Origin of the sequence: Pseudomonas sp. NPDC088414 (genome assembly GCF_044753325.1) — a bacterium.
In the GTDB taxonomy this organism is placed as follows: Bacteria; Pseudomonadota; Gammaproteobacteria; order Pseudomonadales; family Pseudomonadaceae; genus Aquipseudomonas.
This window is the reverse complement of record NZ_JBIVMY010000005.1, coordinates 60,328-75,683: the sequence shown is the minus strand read 5'-3', so window position 1 is coordinate 75,683 and position 15,356 is coordinate 60,328. Positions and strand designations below refer to the sequence as shown.

15 protein-coding genes and 2 pseudogenes are annotated in these 15,356 nt (G+C 58.7%); 8 read left to right on the top strand and 9 right to left on the bottom strand.

From position 1 onward, the window contains the following. Nucleotides 1-339, top strand: a pseudogene (locus tag ACIP8I_RS07975) (hypothetical protein); the annotation flags it as partial. Between the two features lie 165 nt (nucleotides 340-504). Here ACIP8I_RS07975 and ACIP8I_RS07970 read toward each other — a convergent pair. The 5 genes and pseudogenes from ACIP8I_RS07970 to ACIP8I_RS07950 all read right to left on the bottom strand — a co-directional run bounded on the left by ACIP8I_RS07970 (nucleotide 505) and on the right by ACIP8I_RS07950 (nucleotide 3,533). Then, nucleotides 505-777 (bottom strand): type II toxin-antitoxin system RelE/ParE family toxin, encoded by a 273-nt coding sequence (locus tag ACIP8I_RS07970; RefSeq protein ID WP_367082510.1) that lies wholly within the window; start codon nucleotides 775-777, stop codon nucleotides 505-507. After that, a complete protein-coding gene (locus ACIP8I_RS07965; RefSeq protein WP_367082512.1) occupies nucleotides 777-1,220 on the bottom strand; it encodes a hypothetical protein in 444 nt (147 codons plus the stop codon). The genes ACIP8I_RS07970 and ACIP8I_RS07965 overlap by 1 nt, the downstream gene beginning before the upstream one ends. Before the next feature lie 155 nt (nucleotides 1,221-1,375). Then, nucleotides 1,376-1,675, bottom strand: a pseudogene (locus tag ACIP8I_RS07960) (hypothetical protein). 347 nt (nucleotides 1,676-2,022) lie between these two features. After that, nucleotides 2,023-3,165, bottom strand: a complete 1,143-nt coding sequence (locus tag ACIP8I_RS07955; RefSeq protein ID WP_400760046.1) for a hypothetical protein — start codon at nucleotides 3,163-3,165, stop codon at nucleotides 2,023-2,025. Nucleotides 3,166-3,257: 92 nt separating this feature from the next. After that, nucleotides 3,258-3,533 carry a hypothetical protein gene (locus tag ACIP8I_RS07950; RefSeq protein ID WP_003220660.1) on the bottom strand — a complete coding sequence of 92 codons (276 nt, stop codon included), beginning with the start codon at nucleotides 3,531-3,533 and terminating at the stop codon, nucleotides 3,258-3,260. Between the two features lie 302 nt (nucleotides 3,534-3,835). Between ACIP8I_RS07950 and ACIP8I_RS07945 the strand changes: the two genes are divergently transcribed. From ACIP8I_RS07945 to ACIP8I_RS07930, 4 genes are all read left to right on the top strand, one after another. Continuing rightward, nucleotides 3,836-4,339, top strand: a complete 504-nt coding sequence (locus ACIP8I_RS07945; protein WP_367082515.1) for a polysaccharide deacetylase — start codon at nucleotides 3,836-3,838, stop codon at nucleotides 4,337-4,339. A gap of 182 nt (nucleotides 4,340-4,521) precedes the next feature. Beyond that, entirely contained in the window at nucleotides 4,522-6,450 is a 1,929-nt protein-coding gene (locus ACIP8I_RS07940) for an ATP-dependent DNA helicase RecQ (protein ID WP_400760043.1), read from the top strand. Nucleotides 6,451-6,657: 207 nt separating this feature from the next. Continuing rightward, the gene (locus ACIP8I_RS07935; RefSeq protein ID WP_400760040.1) at nucleotides 6,658-7,881 is read left to right on the top strand and encodes a 3-hydroxyacyl-CoA dehydrogenase NAD-binding domain-containing protein; all 1,224 of its coding nucleotides are present in this window, start codon (nucleotides 6,658-6,660) and stop codon (nucleotides 7,879-7,881) included. Nucleotides 7,882-7,911: 30 nt separating this feature from the next. Further along, complete coding sequence (locus ACIP8I_RS07930; RefSeq protein ID WP_400760038.1) at nucleotides 7,912-8,343, top strand: acyl-CoA thioesterase; 432 nt, start codon at nucleotides 7,912-7,914, stop codon at nucleotides 8,341-8,343. 103 nt (nucleotides 8,344-8,446) lie between these two features. Here the strand turns inward: ACIP8I_RS07930 and ACIP8I_RS07925 are convergent, their stop codons facing one another. The 3 genes from ACIP8I_RS07925 to fdhD form a co-directional block, all read right to left on the bottom strand. Next, on the bottom strand, nucleotides 8,447-8,929 hold the full coding sequence (locus tag ACIP8I_RS07925; RefSeq protein WP_367082522.1) for a glycine zipper domain-containing protein: 483 nt from the start codon (nucleotides 8,927-8,929) through the stop codon (nucleotides 8,447-8,449). Nucleotides 8,930-9,274: 345 nt separating this feature from the next. After that, on the bottom strand, nucleotides 9,275-11,623 hold the full coding sequence (locus ACIP8I_RS07920; protein ID WP_400760035.1) for an FdhF/YdeP family oxidoreductase: 2,349 nt from the start codon (nucleotides 11,621-11,623) through the stop codon (nucleotides 9,275-9,277). Beyond that, nucleotides 11,620-12,459, bottom strand: a complete 840-nt coding sequence (gene fdhD / locus ACIP8I_RS07915; RefSeq protein WP_400760033.1) for a formate dehydrogenase accessory sulfurtransferase FdhD — start codon at nucleotides 12,457-12,459, stop codon at nucleotides 11,620-11,622. The genes ACIP8I_RS07920 and fdhD overlap by 4 nt, the downstream gene beginning before the upstream one ends. Before the next feature lie 188 nt (nucleotides 12,460-12,647). On the opposite strand from fdhD, the gene lysM reads away from it, so the two are divergent. Continuing rightward, nucleotides 12,648-13,088 carry a peptidoglycan-binding protein LysM gene (gene lysM / locus ACIP8I_RS07910; RefSeq protein ID WP_008080501.1) on the top strand — a complete coding sequence of 147 codons (441 nt, stop codon included), beginning with the start codon at nucleotides 12,648-12,650 and terminating at the stop codon, nucleotides 13,086-13,088. Between the two features lie 102 nt (nucleotides 13,089-13,190). Here the strand turns inward: lysM and yrfG are convergent, their stop codons facing one another. Then, nucleotides 13,191-13,853: a GMP/IMP nucleotidase gene (gene yrfG, locus ACIP8I_RS07905; protein WP_400760030.1), complete on the bottom strand. Its 663-nt coding sequence runs from the start codon at nucleotides 13,851-13,853 to the stop codon at nucleotides 13,191-13,193. An 88-nt stretch (nucleotides 13,854-13,941) separates the two neighbouring features. Between yrfG and nudE the strand changes: the two genes are divergently transcribed. Beyond that, on the top strand, nucleotides 13,942-14,508 hold the full coding sequence (gene nudE, locus ACIP8I_RS07900) for an ADP compounds hydrolase NudE (protein ID WP_400760027.1): 567 nt from the start codon (nucleotides 13,942-13,944) through the stop codon (nucleotides 14,506-14,508). Nucleotides 14,509-14,519: 11 nt separating this feature from the next. Continuing rightward, on the top strand, nucleotides 14,520-15,347 hold the full coding sequence (gene cysQ, locus ACIP8I_RS07895) for a 3'(2'),5'-bisphosphate nucleotidase CysQ (RefSeq protein ID WP_400760024.1): 828 nt from the start codon (nucleotides 14,520-14,522) through the stop codon (nucleotides 15,345-15,347). Nucleotides 15,348-15,356: the final 9 nt, after the last annotated feature.

Below are 15,356 nucleotides of genomic sequence, written 5' to 3'. Positions count from 1 at the left end.
AGCGGGTTCTGCGAGAACTTCTACCTGTTCAACACCGTATCGACACTCGCAGCAATCCGCTTCTTGTAATTCGTACAGAGGCGCACCTGTCCATCCTAGATCTCAGCCTACGATAGCGGTTCGCTGATCGGTGCCGCCACCGAGCACCTGGACACCATCAACCTCGACGTGCCACTGGCCGTACCGGGCGTTGAAACCAACCTGCTCAACCCGCGCAACACCTGGGCTGACAAGGCTGCCTACGACGAAGCTGCCAAGGCGCTGGCCGGTCTGTTCATCGAGAACTTCAAGAAGTTCGAAGTGAGCGACGCGATCAAGGCGGCGGGTCCGAAGTTGTAAGATTGGTTTGTAGTAACGAGAAAGCCGCCTCTAGAGGCGGCTTTTTTGTGGGTGCTGGTTTAGCTGCCGTTATCGGCTTGACTGCCATTATTCCCGCAGAAGTTGGGGTAAGCGGCCAGAATAATGCCACCTGGGAGCAAGACGCTCCCAGAATCTACTTCTTCTTTATGGCCATCGCCGCTTGGTATGCACCACTCGCAAAATCTCTACAAAATCGTCTTTGATCGTGTAAATGATCATGTAGTTTGGAGTTGCAACTATTTCACGGGTGCCTCCTGCAATCCCCCTTCTATATAAAAACGGACGCTGGCGGGCTCTCTCTCCTTTCAACTCGAAGATCTCATCGAGATCAACTGCTGCATCAGGATTGTCCAGACTGATGTGCTGTAGGATTTCCTCTCGGTCATCAAGCGCCTCTTGGCGCCAGACGAGCCTCATCAACGCACTCGTTGACGAAGTGCTTCACGTTTGGCGGCAAATATTCGACGGGCCTCTTCATCGCTGACACTTGGTCTCGGGTCATCAATGCTGATCTGCACCTGCTTCTTGACCCACTCTTCATAGGCTGCCGCTTCGTGGGCCAGCTTCATTGCGTCGGCACGGTCAGGCCGGGTGTAGGTTCTTATTTGAAGGGGGTCGTAGTCAGAGGTATCCACATCAAAATGCTCGATTCCCAGCTCTCGCAAATAGGCCACCAATGTTTCCAGGCGCTTGAACAGGCGCACTTGGCGACTGCGCTGAGCAGTCAGCACGCTTTCATTACCTCCATGTCGAATCTGTATGGACCATCCACCCGGCTTGGCGGCGATATGAGTGCTGCTTACCGAACCGCTTTCTAAAAGTCGCGACAAAGTGCTGTGGTCGATGGTTTCGGTAGTCATGAAGTCAAGCTCCTGATTGAACAGTGGCTGATATCGTACGCAATCAATAATAGTTTGCAAATTTCAACTCCTAGCTGGATGCCGGATGCCCAGCGTCAATGATGTTTGGTCAGGCAGGTTATTCTCGGTGTCAGTGCGCCTGCTTCAGTGCATTGTCAGGCCGGTGCTTTCCAGCCGAGCATCTGCTGCTGCGCGACCTGCAGCAGGTCACAGCCATCCTGCGTCAGCAGATAGAGGGCGTGGGTGATATGGGGGATGTCTTCGACGTCGGCTTGTTTGAAGCTGAGGCAGTAGAGGGTTTTCAGCAGGTCGCTGGAGGCGCGCAGGCGTTGGACGGCGCATTCGAGGATGTCTTGCGGGTTGGCCGCTGTGTCGATGATCAGGGGCTAGGTGTCGGTGAGGTTGGATTCGAGTGAGCGGTAGCGATCAGCGGGTAATTGATTCCATGTTTTCATTTTGTTGATCCTCAAATGCTTCAAGTGAAGCCACCACATCGTGACCAAGCGACAGGAGGCGACTGTGTTCGGGTTGGTCAACCGGTGAGGATCGTGCGCAGATCCGGCACACCCGAAGGTGTCCCAAACACAGCCACCATAAAACTGCAGGCAATTGAGTGCCGGCAGCATACAGCGGACGCGTATGCACGATCCATTCAGGTGACCAAGCCCGAGCCGCTGATTTGCCAGCGACATTCTCGACTATAGATCTGTGCCCTCAAGCCGCGATAGGCGACAAAGAGTCGTGGCGTGTAGGAACGGGATGAAGATTTCATCGGATGTTCCTACCGGTCTTTCATCATTTTTCAACGCAAATGCTGATACGCCGAAATATCCAGCAAGCTGGTTGCCAAACCGGTCGCCGGCTTGTAGATCTCGCCCTTCACGCTGGTGAACGGTACACCTTTGCTGCCCAGCGAAACGTAGCGCTCGCCTTGGTCCAGCTCGGTGAAGTAGGTGTAGGAATGTTTGTGCATCAGTGTGTATTTGGCTTTATCGCGTGCGATGCCGTTGGTGAGGTTTTCCAGATCGGCCTGGGTCAGATTCAACGTTTTTTGCAGTTGCACGCCCCAGCGTTTGAGACAGGTTTCGGCGAGGTGGCGCACGATGCGTCCGGGCTCGGACAGCGTTTTCAGATCATTGGCGCCGGTCGGGACGCCGCCGCTGCTGGTGGCATTGCCGGCCATGGTGGCGTGGCGGCCAGCCATAGGATAGATGTAGGTTTTAGTGCCGGTAGCGGTCTGCGGGATGACGCAGCTGAAACCTTTGGAGCGTTCGTCACGAGCATAGAACGCTACATACTCTTTGACGTTGGCCGCGAGTTTGACCCGCTCTTCCTGAAAGTTACCAATGCCTGGTACGGGATCAAGAGCAAAGATATTGACCGGGATGTTTTTCAGCAGACTGTCCTTGAACATTGCATTGGCCAACATATGGCAACTGATGCCGCCTCGGCTCCAACCGACGAGATTGACTTGAGTAGGAATAACACCATCCTTGCGGTGGGTTTTGATAATTCCTTCCTGTAATTGCTGCTGGGTAATGCTGCGATTACCATAATTATATTTGCGCCAGAACCAGGAACCCTCGGCTTTTACATCTTCGATCGGAATGCCGGCCGCTTTCAGCCGATTGTATTCGGCTTCAGTCAGTTGCTCGCGTTGCCAGTCGCACTTGCCCTTGATGATATTGAGCGCATGCAACACGTTTTCTTCCCAGCCCTTGCCGAACAAGGTGCCGCTCATGCCGTATTCCTTGGTCTTGGTGAATAGATCGTCGGCCTGCATGTTGCCGCTGCCGGGGCCATCGACCACGATCCATTCGGCGAACTCGTAACCCGTATGATTGGCAGCCAAGGTGGAAATCAGTTCGCCGTCCCAGAAGTTTTCGTGGGTAACGTCGAATTTATTGGAACCAGTGCCGCAAAAAAATATAGTTAAAACAGTCATTGTGTTGCTCTCGGTTGAAGTAAGAGTCAACAACTTAGGTCTTCTTGGATTGTTTATTAAAGCATTCTGTTGTTTCTGGATTTTAGTTGTTTTCAGTGTGGGTCTGGTTGTTGCGGTTTATGTTTTGCTACTTCGAGCAAATCACAGCCGTCCTGCACTAATAAATAAAGAGCATTAACGATGTTAGGTATATCTTTAACATCAGCCTGTTTGAAACATAAACAGTAAAGGGTTTCCAGCAGATCGCTGGCGGCACGCAGTCGCTGGTCAGCGGCATCAAGCAGATCGCGATGGCTGGAGTGAGTATCGATGACCAATACGGGATTTTCGTTGTAGCAAGTCTTCAAGGGGCGATAGCGGGTAATCATGGTGAGGCTTGTCCTTTACAAAGGCACTCGGGCGGGGCTGATTCAGTGGTCAGTCGCGCCGGCCACTATAGAAGTGCGTGGCGAGCACTCACAAGAGCGCCGCAATGGACGGCGTTCGTAGGGGATTTTCCGAGGGCCGGGCATATGCCCTACAAGGTTTTGCGGCTTTTTTGCGGTGAAACCCCTAGCGCAGAAATTTCCCACTGGATTCACAGGCGTTTCTTGGCAAATCTATGTATGGTGCGCGCCAGAATTTGTAGGACGTTTCCAAGCGTCCGATACGCGCTTAAAGGGAATTGAGTATGCAGTGGCTACGTATGGCCTCGATTTTATTGCTGTGGGCCAGTGGTTGCCGTTTGGCCATGGCGTCTGATGCCGGCAACGGCTGGATGTTTGCCGACCTTGAACGCACCGGTTGGCCCGATGCGCTCTCCAGCCAGACCGGCATCGATACCGCCTCGCGCGCCGAGGTGTTGATGTTCGGCAGGGCCTTGCTCGCCAGTGAAGCGCTGGACGAGGTGGGGCTGGAGCAGCGACTGGGTGTGCCGCATGTGCAGCTCAAGTCAATCAGGCAGGTGCGTGACGGTCTGTGGGATCGTTTGTTGAGCACCTATCGCAACGCCAGTCTGGACTGTGACGGACAACCGTTCTGCCCACGCGTGCGCAGTGTCGCGGAACTGCGGCAGTTGGCGGCAGCTTTCACCGGTGACATCAGCCCGGCCCATGCAACGTGGGCGAGCAAGAGCCAGGGCGTGCATGAGCTGGTGTTGAACGAGCAGTTGCGAGTGGCGGTTTTAAAGCCGTGAATTGTTTGTTTTTGTTTTGTTCTACGGGGCCTCTTCGCGAGCAGGCTCGCTCCTGCAGTGGACCGAGTTGTCTGCGCCATTGGCTGTATCATCCCGAATTGAATTGACCCCGGCCTTTTCTCGACTCGCTGCGATCGCCCGCTAGGCTGTTGGCATCACAGCGGTCAACGGAGTGACAGCGCATGCACAACACCCTGGAACAGGTTTTCGGTTATCCACAGTTTCGACCCGGGCAGGAAGCCGCGATCAGCGCGGTACTGGCGGGACGTTCGGCGGCAGCGATTTTCCCCACCGGGTCCGGCAAGTCGCTGTGCTATCAAGTGCCGGCGCTGTTGCTGCCGCATCTGACCCTGGTGGTCTCACCACTTTTGGCGTTGATGCAGGATCAACTGGCATTCCTCAAGCATCACGGCATCAGTGCCGGCAGCATCGATTCGGCACAAAGCCGCGATGACGCCAATGATGTGATGGCGCGCGCCCGTTCGGGTGAATTGAAGATTCTGATGATCTCGGTGGAGCGCCTGAAGAACGAGCGTTTCCGCAACTTTTTGCAGCAGGTGCCAATCTCGCTGCTGGTGATTGACGAAGCGCATTGCATCTCGGAATGGGGGCACAACTTCCGCCCTGACTATCTGAAACTGCCGGACTATCAACGCCAGTTCAACATCCCGCAAACCCTGCTGCTGACGGCCACGGCGACGCCGAAAGTCATCGCCGACATGCAAGCCAAATTCGCCATCGCCGCCGAAGATGTGGTGATCACCGGTTTCTATCGCCCCAACCTCAATCTGCTGGTGGAGCCGGTGCGTGGCCTGGACAAGCGCCGGCGCCTGGTGGATTGGATGAGCGAGCGCCCGGGCCAGCCGAGCATCGTCTACGTCACGTTACAGAAAACCGCCGAGCACATCGCCGAGCATCTGGGGCGCAACGGCATACAAGCCGAGGCTTATCATGCCGGGTTGCCCAACGATCAGCGCGAGGCGATCCAGAAGCGCTTCATGGCCGGGCAGTCCAATTGCATTGTCGCGACCATTGCCTTCGGTATGGGTATCGACAAGAGCGACATCCGCAACGTGGTGCATTTCGACCTGCCGAAATCCATCGAGAACTACAGCCAGGAGATTGGTCGCGCCGGACGGGACGGACAGCCGTCGGATTGCCTGGTGCTGGCCAACCGCGACAGCCTCAACGTGCTGGAAAACTTCGTCTACGGCGATACCCCGGAGCGCGAAGGGATTCGTTGTGTGCTGGAGGAAATGCAGGCTGCCGCAGCCGAAGGGCAGTGGGAGTTTCTGCTCGGGCCACTGGCTGATCAGAGCAACATTCGCATGCTGCCGCTGAAGACTTTGCTGGTGCAAATGGAGTTGCGTGATTTGATCGCGCCGCGCTATGCCTATTATGCCGAGTACCGTTTTAAATACCTGCTGGAACCGGAAGCGTTGCTTGAGCGTTTTGAAGGTGAGCGCAGGGATTTTGTCGCAGCGATCATCCAGACTTCCAGCCGCGCACGTACCTGGGCCACGGTGAATTTCGAGGCGATGTACACGCAGTATTCGGCTGAGCGCAATCGGGTGGTGACGGCGCTGGATTATTTTCAGGAGAAGGGCTGGGTCGAGCTTGAGAGCAAGCAGATGACCGAGGTCTACAACGTGCTGCACAGCGATTTCGACAGCGCTGTGCTGAGCGCCGAGTTGCACGAGTACTTCACCCGGCATGAACAGACTGAAGTCGCGCGGATTCACGCCATGCTCGAACTGTTCGCCACTGAGCGCTGCCTGGGTTATCGCCTGGCCGAGTACTTTGGCGACCACAATGCGCCCGAGCTCTGCGGGCACTGTTCGGTGTGCCACGGTAATGTCGCGCGGCTGCCGGCACCTCCCGGGTTGCCAGCGCTTGTGGATAAGAACTTCGCGGCGTTGTGCGGTGATTTTATCCACAAGCACCAGCAGCACACCGGCAGTTTGCCAACGGCCGAGCGCCTGACGCGGTTCCTGTGCGGAATCAGTGTGCCGTTGTTTACAAGGCTCAAGGCGCGGACGATTGGCGGGTATGCGGCGCTGGAGGAGTATCCGTACGCGCAAGTCCGCAGTTGGGCTCAAGAGCATCTCTGATCTGTCTGCAGGAGCTGCCGAAAGCTGCGATCTTTCAAAATCAAGATCAAAAGATCGCAGCCTTCGGCAGCTCCTACGGGGAGCGGTCTCAGGGCGATCAGGGCTTATCCATGCGCTGAATGCCGATCATCACGGTAATAAACTTCAAAAACGTCCAGTGCCTGACTATGGTGAAGGCTGTCTTCGGATCGCCAACAAGAGAACAACATGAGCCAGACAACTTTCGATATTCAGCGAGCTGCCGTGATTGGTGCGGGCACCATGGGCCGTGGCATTGTCATGTGCCTGGCGAATGCCGGTATCGCCGTGCAATGGGTCGATAACAATCCACAGATGCTTGAACAGGCGCTGGGCACGGTGGCCGACACGTATGCACACAACGTGCGCCAGGGCCGGATCGATCAGGCCGAGGCAGACGCGCGTATCGCGCGGGTCAGCGTGGCGGCGGATTACGCAGCGATCCGCAATGTCGATCTGGTGATCGAAGCGGTGTACGAAAACCTTGAGCTCAAGCAGAAGATCTTTCGCGAGCTGGATGGCCTGCTCAAGCCTGAGGCGTTGTTGGCAAGCAATACGTCGGCGCTGGACATCGACGCGATTGCCGCCGCAACCAGACGTCCATCGCAAGTGCTCGGCCTGCATTTCTTCAGCCCGGCGCACATCATGAAACTGCTGGAAATCGTCCGTGGCGCGCAGACTTCACCGGCGGCGCTGGAAGCAGCCCTGGCGCTGGGCAATCGCATGGGCAAGGTCAGTGTGGTGTCGGGCAACTGCCACGGCTTTATCGGCAATCGCATGTTGCATCCGTATGTGCTGGAGGCGCGCAAGATGTTGCTCGAAGGCGCTTATCCACAGCAGGTCGATGCGGCCTTGCAGGGCTTCGGTTTCGCCATGGGGCCGTTTCGCATGTACGACGTGGTTGGCATCGATCTGGAATGGCGAACCCGTGAGCTGGCCGGCAAGGGGCAGGATGCGCCAGAGGTTCAAGTCGACAACCGGTTATGCGAGTTGGGGCGTTTCGGGCAGAAGTCCGGCAACGGTTACTACCACTACGAGCCGGGCAGTCGCCAGGCCGAGCATGATCCCGAGGTCGATGCGCTGATATTGCGCGTCACCGAAGGCCTCGGCTTTCAGCGCCGGGAGATTGGGTCCGAGGAAATCCTCGAACGGTGCCTTCTGGCGCTGGTCAACGAGGGCGCGAAAATTCTGCAGGAAGGCATTGCCGATTCGGCGCATGACATCGATCAGGTTTACCTCAATGGCTACGGCTTCCCGGCGGACAGGGGCGGCCCGATGGCCTGGGCGGACGATCAGGGGCTGGCAGCCATTCACCAGCGCTTGCTGGCGCTGGAGGCGCGACAGGGCGATCAATGGCGGCCGGCGCCACTGATTGGCGAGCTGGCGGCGCGAGGCAAAGGTTTTTACCTTTAGACTGGGCAGAAACTCAAGGAATCGACACCGATGTCCAGCACCATGGCGCAACGCACCGACTACCCGCATTTCCAGCCGATCACCACCCGCTGGCACGACAACGATGCTTATGGGCACATCAACAACGTTACCTACTACAGCTTTTTCGATACCGCGGTGAACACTTACCTGATTCAGGTCGGTGGCCTGGATATCCACGACGGCGAGGTGGTGGGTTTCGTCGTGAGTTCATCTTGCGATTATTTCGCCTCGATCGCGTTCCCGGACCTGATCGAGATCGGTCTGCGGGTCGGCAAGCTGGGTAACAGTTCGGTGCAATATGAACTGGCGGTGTTCAAGGTCGGTGAAAGCGAGGCGTGTGCGGCGGGGCGTTTTGTTCATGTGTTTGTGGATCGGACGAGCAATCAGCCGGTACCGATTCCTGGCCGGTTGCGTCAGGCTCTTGAGCGTTTGCTGGTGTGATAACGCAAAAAAGATCGCAGCCTGCGGCAATTCCTACAGGGTTCGACTGTAGGAGCTGCCGCAGGCTGCGATCTTTTGATCCGTTGCCCGCCAGGCTCAGCAATCAGCGGTGGTTGTAATACCGGTGATGCTTGCGATGGCCGTAGGCATGGCCGCGACCACGGTGGTCGTCGCGGTAGTAGCGACGGTGATCACGATCGCGATCGTAATGACGGTCGTCGTCGTTGCTCTTGTTGCCCATGTAGTTGCCCAGCGCGCCACCGGCGCCGCCACCTGCTGCGGCGCCGATCAGGCTGCCGGTGGTGCCGCCCATGCTGCGGCCGACCACGTTACCGCCGGCTGCGCCCAACGCACCGCCAATGGCCGCTTCGCCACGGCTGTGTTTGTTGGCGCCGACCGCGCTACCACCCGCGCCGCCCAGGGCTGCGCCAATGGTTGAACCTGTGCTGCCGCCTAAAGACTGACCGACGACCGAGCCAAGAACCCCGCCCAATGCGCCGCCCACACCTGCTTCGGTGGTGCCTCCGGCAGAAGCGAAGCCACTGACCAGGCCAAGGGACAACAAGAGAATCGAGGAGAACTTCATAGAGGAGCCTCAAAGGGATGACGGCGCGATCCTGAGGCTGTGTAACAAGGCTGACAATCGAAATCCGACGAATAACACGACTTGTATACAATTATGCAAGTTACTGTTTTGTATGCGGAACTTAAGCGATTTTCGCCGGTCTTTAGCTGCTTCGGACAGGCCGCTTTGTTAAAAAGCGGCCTTTTTTGTGGGCGTTTGAAAGTTTCAGGAAACAGAGACTCAACACAAATTCTGTGGCGAGGGAGCTTGCTCCCGCCGGGCCGCGAAGCGGCCCCAAAAAATGCAAACGGAGGCAGTCCTGCGGCCTCCAGCGGGAGCAAGCTCCCACGCCACAGGGCAGCGTCTTTAAGCGGACTTGGCCATGATCAACCCGGTCTCACTCGCCGCCTCAAGGCGGATCGCAATGAACTTCGATGTCGGCGTATGACTGCCATCCCCGGTGCTTTCCAGCGGCACCAGCGGATTCACCTCAGGGTAATAAGCCGCGGCCTGCCCCGCCGGGATATCAAACGCGAGCAAGGTAAAGCCCTTCACCCGACGCTCACGACCATCGTCCCAGATCGACACGATGTCGGCCTTCTGTCCCGGGCGGAAGCCCAGGCGAATGATGTCGGCCTCGTTGGCAAACAGCACATCGCGCTGACCCTTGACCCCACGATAACGGTCGTCGAGACCATAGATCGTGGTGTTGTACTGATCGTGGGAGCGCATCGATTGCAGGATCAGATCCGGCAGTTGCCCGGTGGCGCGGGTGCGTTCATGCACCAGATCCTTGGGCAGCAGGTTCGCGCGGAAGTTGGCCCGGCCTGAAGGGGTGTTCCACTTGCGCGCACCAGCGCTGTTACCGAGGTAGAAACCGCCTGGGTTCTTGACCTTTTCGTTGAAGTCCTTGAAGCCGGGAATGGTGTCGGCGATCAGGTCGCGGATGCGCCCGTAGTCGGCCACCAGCCAGTTCCAGTCCACCGGTTTGCTCCCCAGCGTGGCGGCGGCGATGCCGGCGATGATCGCCGGTTCCGAGCGCATCTGGTTCGACAGCGGCTGCAACTGGCCATTGGAGGCGTGGACCATGCTGAACGAGTCTTCCACGGTGACCGCCTGCGGGCCTTCGGTCTGGATATCGATGTCGGTACGGCCCAGGCACGGCAGGATCAGCGCGTCTTTACCGTGGGCCAGATGGCTGCGGTTGAGCTTGGTGCTGATCTGCACCGTGAGGTCGCAATTGCTCAGCGCCGCGAAGGTGCGCGGGCTGTCCGGTGTGGCCTGGGCAAAGTTGCCGCCCAGACCGATGAAGACCTTGGCGCGGCCCTCGGCCATCGCATGGATCGCCTCGACCACGTTGTGCCCGTTGTCACGCGGGACCTTGAACTGGAAGCGCCGCTCAAGTGAATCGAGGAACGCCACCGGCGGACGCTCGTTGATGCCCATGGTGCGGTCGCCCTGCACGTTACTGTGACCGCGCACCGGGCACAAGCCGGCGCCGGGTTTGCCGACGTTGCCGCGCAGCAGCATCAGGTTGGCGATTTCCTGGATGGTCGGCACCGAGTGGCGATGCTGGGTGATGCCCATCGCCCAGCACATGATCACGTTCTTGCCTTTGGCGTACATGCGCGCCGCTTGCTCGATCTCGACCAGGGTCAGGCCGGATTGCGCGACGATTTGCTCCCAAGGCGTGTCATCGACCACGCCGAGATACTCCAGCACGTTGGTGCTGTGGGCATTGAGAAAGTCGTGATCGAACACCGCAGGTTCACCGGCCTTCTGCGCATCGCGCTCCCACTGCAGCAGGAACTTGGCCATGCCGCGCAGCACCGCCATGTCGCCGCCCAGTGCTGGACGGAAGTACGCGGTGTTGGTCGGCTTGTCGCCGTTGGTGAGCATTTCGATCGGGTGCTGCGGGTGTTGGAAGCGTTCCAGACCGCGCTCTTTCAGCGGGTTGATGCACACCACTTGCGCGCCGCGCTTCACCGCTTCACGCAGTGGTTCGAGCATCCGTGGATGATTGGTGCCGGGGTTCTGGCCCCAGACGAAAATCGCGTCGGCGTGTTCGAAGTCGTCGAAGGTCACGGTGCCTTTGCCGACGCCAACGCTTTGCGCCAACGCCACACCGCTGGCCTCGTGGCACATGTTCGAGCAGTCGGGGAAGTTGTTGGTGCCGTAGGCGCGCACAAACAGCTGATACAGGTATGCCGCTTCGTTGCTGGCACGGCCCGAGGTATAGAACTCGGCTTGATCGGGGCTCGACAACGCTTGCAGGTGTTTGCCGATCAGGGCGAAGGCATCGTCCCAGGCGATGGGTTTGTAGCGGTCGGTCTCGGCGTCGTAGACCATCGGCTCGGTCAGGCGGCCCTGGTATTCAAGCCAATAGTCGCTCTGCTCCAGCAACGACGTGACGCTGTGTTTGGCGAAGAACTTGCCGTCCACCCGACGCTTGGTCGCCTCCCAGTTCACCGCTTTGGCGCCGTTCTCGCAGAACTTGACCATGCCGCTCTCCGGCGAATCGCCCCAGGCGCAGCCCGGGCAGTCGAAGCCGCCGTTCTGGTTGGTCTTGAGCATCATGCGCAGGTTCTTCAGCGCGTTGTCGCTGGTCAACCACGCCTGGGCCACGCTGATCAGCGCACCCCAGCCGCCGGCTGCACCTTTGTAAGGTTTGTAGCGCGGGACAGGTTTCTGGTCGGCTTGATGATGTTGGCTCACGCTTGATTCTCCATCGCTGGGCTGTAGACCCGCGGCGCATTCTTCTGCGGCAGGTGGATGAGATTGAGGTTGTGGCGACGGGCCCATTGCACGGCAAGGCCCGTGGGCGCGGACAGGCTGACCAGGGTCTGGATGCCGGCGCGTAAAACTTTCTGAATCAATTCGAGACTGCAGCGACTGGTGACAATCGCCAGACCGCCTTCGGTGGAAATCTTCTGGCGGATCAGCCCGCCGATCAGTTTGTCGAGGGCGTTGTGCCGGCCAATGTCTTCACGGCCCAGCAGCAATTCACCGCTGGCGTTCATGAACACCGCCGCGTGGACCGCGCCGCAGTGCTGACCAAGCGGCTGGAACGCGCCGATGCGCTGGCGCAGGCCGTCGAGCCATGCGGCGGGCGGTAACGGTGCTCCGGGCAGGACGTTCAGATCGGGCAACGCTTGCTCGACGGCTTCAACGCCGCACAATCCGCAGCCGCTGGTGCCGGCCAGTTGTCGGCGCTGCTGCTTGAGGTTCCAGAACGCGCGGTTGGCGATAGTCACTTGCGCGTATTGCGCGGAGCCTGCGCCGGTCAGTTGCAGGTCATAGATGTCGCTGGCGTCTTCGATGGTGCCGCTGCCGAGGCTGAAACCGACGATGAAATCTTCCAGATCCGTCGGCGTTACCAGCATCACCGCCTGACTGATGCCGTTGTAGGCGATTGCCAGCGCGACTTCCTCGGCGAGCGCGGTGTTGGCCGATTCCACAAGGGGCAGGTCACTGTAACTGTAAGTCTGGCTGGCGGCGGGCGCGGGCGTTTCGAGTGCAGGCGCCGCGCAAGTTGGGCGCTTGGCGTTCATGGCATCACCGACGGATTGATCAACGCTAAGACTAGGCGCGGCAACTTGTCGCGTCTAATCGGTACTGTCGATCTATTGATAGATGGCGTCGATCAAGCGGCTACCGGGTCATTGGTCGGCCCGGAACCGGGTTGCTCTGGTGTGGTCTAGGCTTGGACGTCTGGAACCCAAATCAAGGAGTGTGCGCTATGAGTCTGTTGAGCTTTGTGAAAGAAGCCGGTGAAAAGCTGATCGACCTGCTGACCCCGGGCAATGCCAATGCCAGTGAGCAGTTGAAGGAACATATCAGCAAGGTCGGGTTGGGCAACCCGAATGTTCAGGCCACCGTGGACGGCGACAAGGTGACGGTCACCGGTGAAGTCGCCAGCCAGGAGGAGAAGGAAAAGATTTTGCTGGCGGTGGGTAATATCGAAGGCGTGGGCAGCGTTGATGATCAGATCACCGTGACCGGGCCGGTGGTGGCCGCCGCGCGTTTTGTCGTGGTGAAAAAGGGCGACACCCTCAGCGCGATTTCCCTGGCGGTGTATGGCAACGCCAACCAGTACAACAAGATCTTTGAGGCCAACAAACCACTGCTCAAGGATGTAAACAAAATCTACCCGGGCCAGACCCTGCGTATCCCCGAGTAACACATAACCCGTGTAGGAGCTGCCGCAGGCTGCGATCTTTTGATCTTGTTTTTTTAAAATCAAAGTCAAAAGATCGCAGCCTGCGGCAGCTCCTACAGGGAGTCAGAGGCCGACAATCAAATCGCGGTAGTCTTCAACCGCCGCGAACTCGGCCGTGTCCTTCGGCCCCTTGCGACTGTCCGGCTCCTTCACCGCCAACAGATGCGCCACGCCGAAATCCCGGGCGCTGCGCAGAATCGGCAACGTATCGTCGATGAACAGACTGCGCGCCGGATCAAAATCGATATCCGCCTGCAAAGCATCCCAGAACTGCGGATTCTCTTTAGGGAAACCGTAATCGTGTGAGCTGATCAGCCGCTCGAAGTACGGCGCCAGTTCGATCCGTTCCAGTTTCAACGACAGTGAATCGCGGTGGGCGTTGGTGATCATGATCACCCGTTTGCCGGCTTTTTTGATCGCCTGCAGAAAGGTGTCGGCATCCGGACGCAGCGCGATCAGGTGCGCGGTTTCCAGTTTGAGTTCACGCACCGAGAGCTTCAGCTCGGCACTCCAGAAATCCAGGCAGTACCACTGCAGTTGCCCGGCATGGCGCTCGAACAGCGGCTGCAATTCCATCTCGGCCATGGCCCGGCTCACACCGTGCAGTTCGGCGTAGCGTTGCGGCAGGTGTTCCAGCCAGAAATGGTTGTCGAAGTGCAGATCCAGCAGGGTACCGTCCATGTCCAGCAGGACGGTATCGATGTCAGACCACGGTAAAGAAGGCATGGCAACGTCTCGAGCGGTAGAAAGATATCCGACACAAACAATCGGGAAAGCCGCGTTATAGTAGCGCGTTCACGCCAAGGAGCTTTGCATGCGCCAGAAACCCACTGTACTCGCCCGCGAGATCGTCGCCACCAGTCGTCTGTTTTGCGTCGAAGAACTGAAGCTGCGTTTTTCCAATGGCGTGGAACGCACTTACGAGCGTCTGGTCGGCAAAGGCGCGGGTTATGGCGCGGTGATGATTGTGGCGATGCTCGACAGCGAGCACGCGGTGCTGGTCGAGGAATACTGCGGCGGCACCGACGAATACGAACTGTCCCTGCCCAAAGGCCTGATCGAGCCGGGTGAAGATGTGCTGGCAGCGGCCGAGCGCGAGCTCAAGGAAGAGGCCGGTTTCGGCGCGCGCCAGCTGGAACATCTGACCGAGTTGTCGCTGTCGCCCGGTTACATGAGCCAGAAGATCCAGGTGGTGTTGGCCACCGACCTCTACGAGGAGCGTCTGGAGGGCGACGAGCCGGAGCCGATGCGCGTTGACAAGGTCAACTTGGGTGAGCTGGCGGCGCTGGCGCAAAACCCGCAATTTACCGAAGGCCGTGCCCTGGCGGCGCTGTATCTGGCGCGTGATCTGCTGACGCAGCGCGGGTTCTTTCGGTCGTGAGTGAGATATCGATGAAGTTTCCGCATCCGTTGATGGCGCCAGTGGTTGAGCTGGCATTGCAGGCTGGCGAGGCGATCCTGCCGTTCTGGCGCGCTGACGTGGCGGTCACCGCCAAGTCCGATGACTCACCGGTGACGGCGGCGGACATCGCTGCGCACCATGTGATCGTTGCTGGGCTGACCGCGCTGGACTCCAGTATTCCGATTCTGTCCGAAGAAGATGCCGACATCCCGCAGAGCGTGCGTGCCGGGTGGCAGCGCTGGTGGCTGGTGGATCCACTGGATGGTACCAAGGAGTTCATCAGCGGCAGTGAGGAATTCACCGTCAACATCGCCCTGATCGAAAACGGTCGGGTAGTGTTTGGCGTGGTGTCGATGCCAACCAATGGGCGTTTCTATGTCGGCGGAGCCGGTCTCGGTGCGTGGCGTGGGGACAAAGGTGGTTCGCCGGTGGCGATTGAGGTGCGTGAGGTGCTCGCGCCCGGTGAAGCGTTCACCGTGGTGGCGAGCCGTCGGCACTCGAGTCCGGAGCAAGAGCGGCTGCTTGCCGGTTTGAGCGCCAGCCTGGGCGAATTGCAACTGGCGAACATCGGCAGTTCGCTGAAGTTTTGTCTGTTGGCTGAAGGGGCGGCGGATTGCTATCCAAGACTGGCGCCGACTTCGCAATGGGACACCGCGGCCGCGCAGGGCGTGCTCGAAGGTGCCGGCGGCGAAGTGCTGGATCTGCAGGGCGAAGCGTTCTGTTATCCGGCGCGGGAATCGCTGCTCAATGAGTTCTTTCTGGCGTTGCCGGCGAAGGCGGCGTGGCGTTCAAGATTGCTGGAACTGGCGCGCTCATAAGATCAAAAG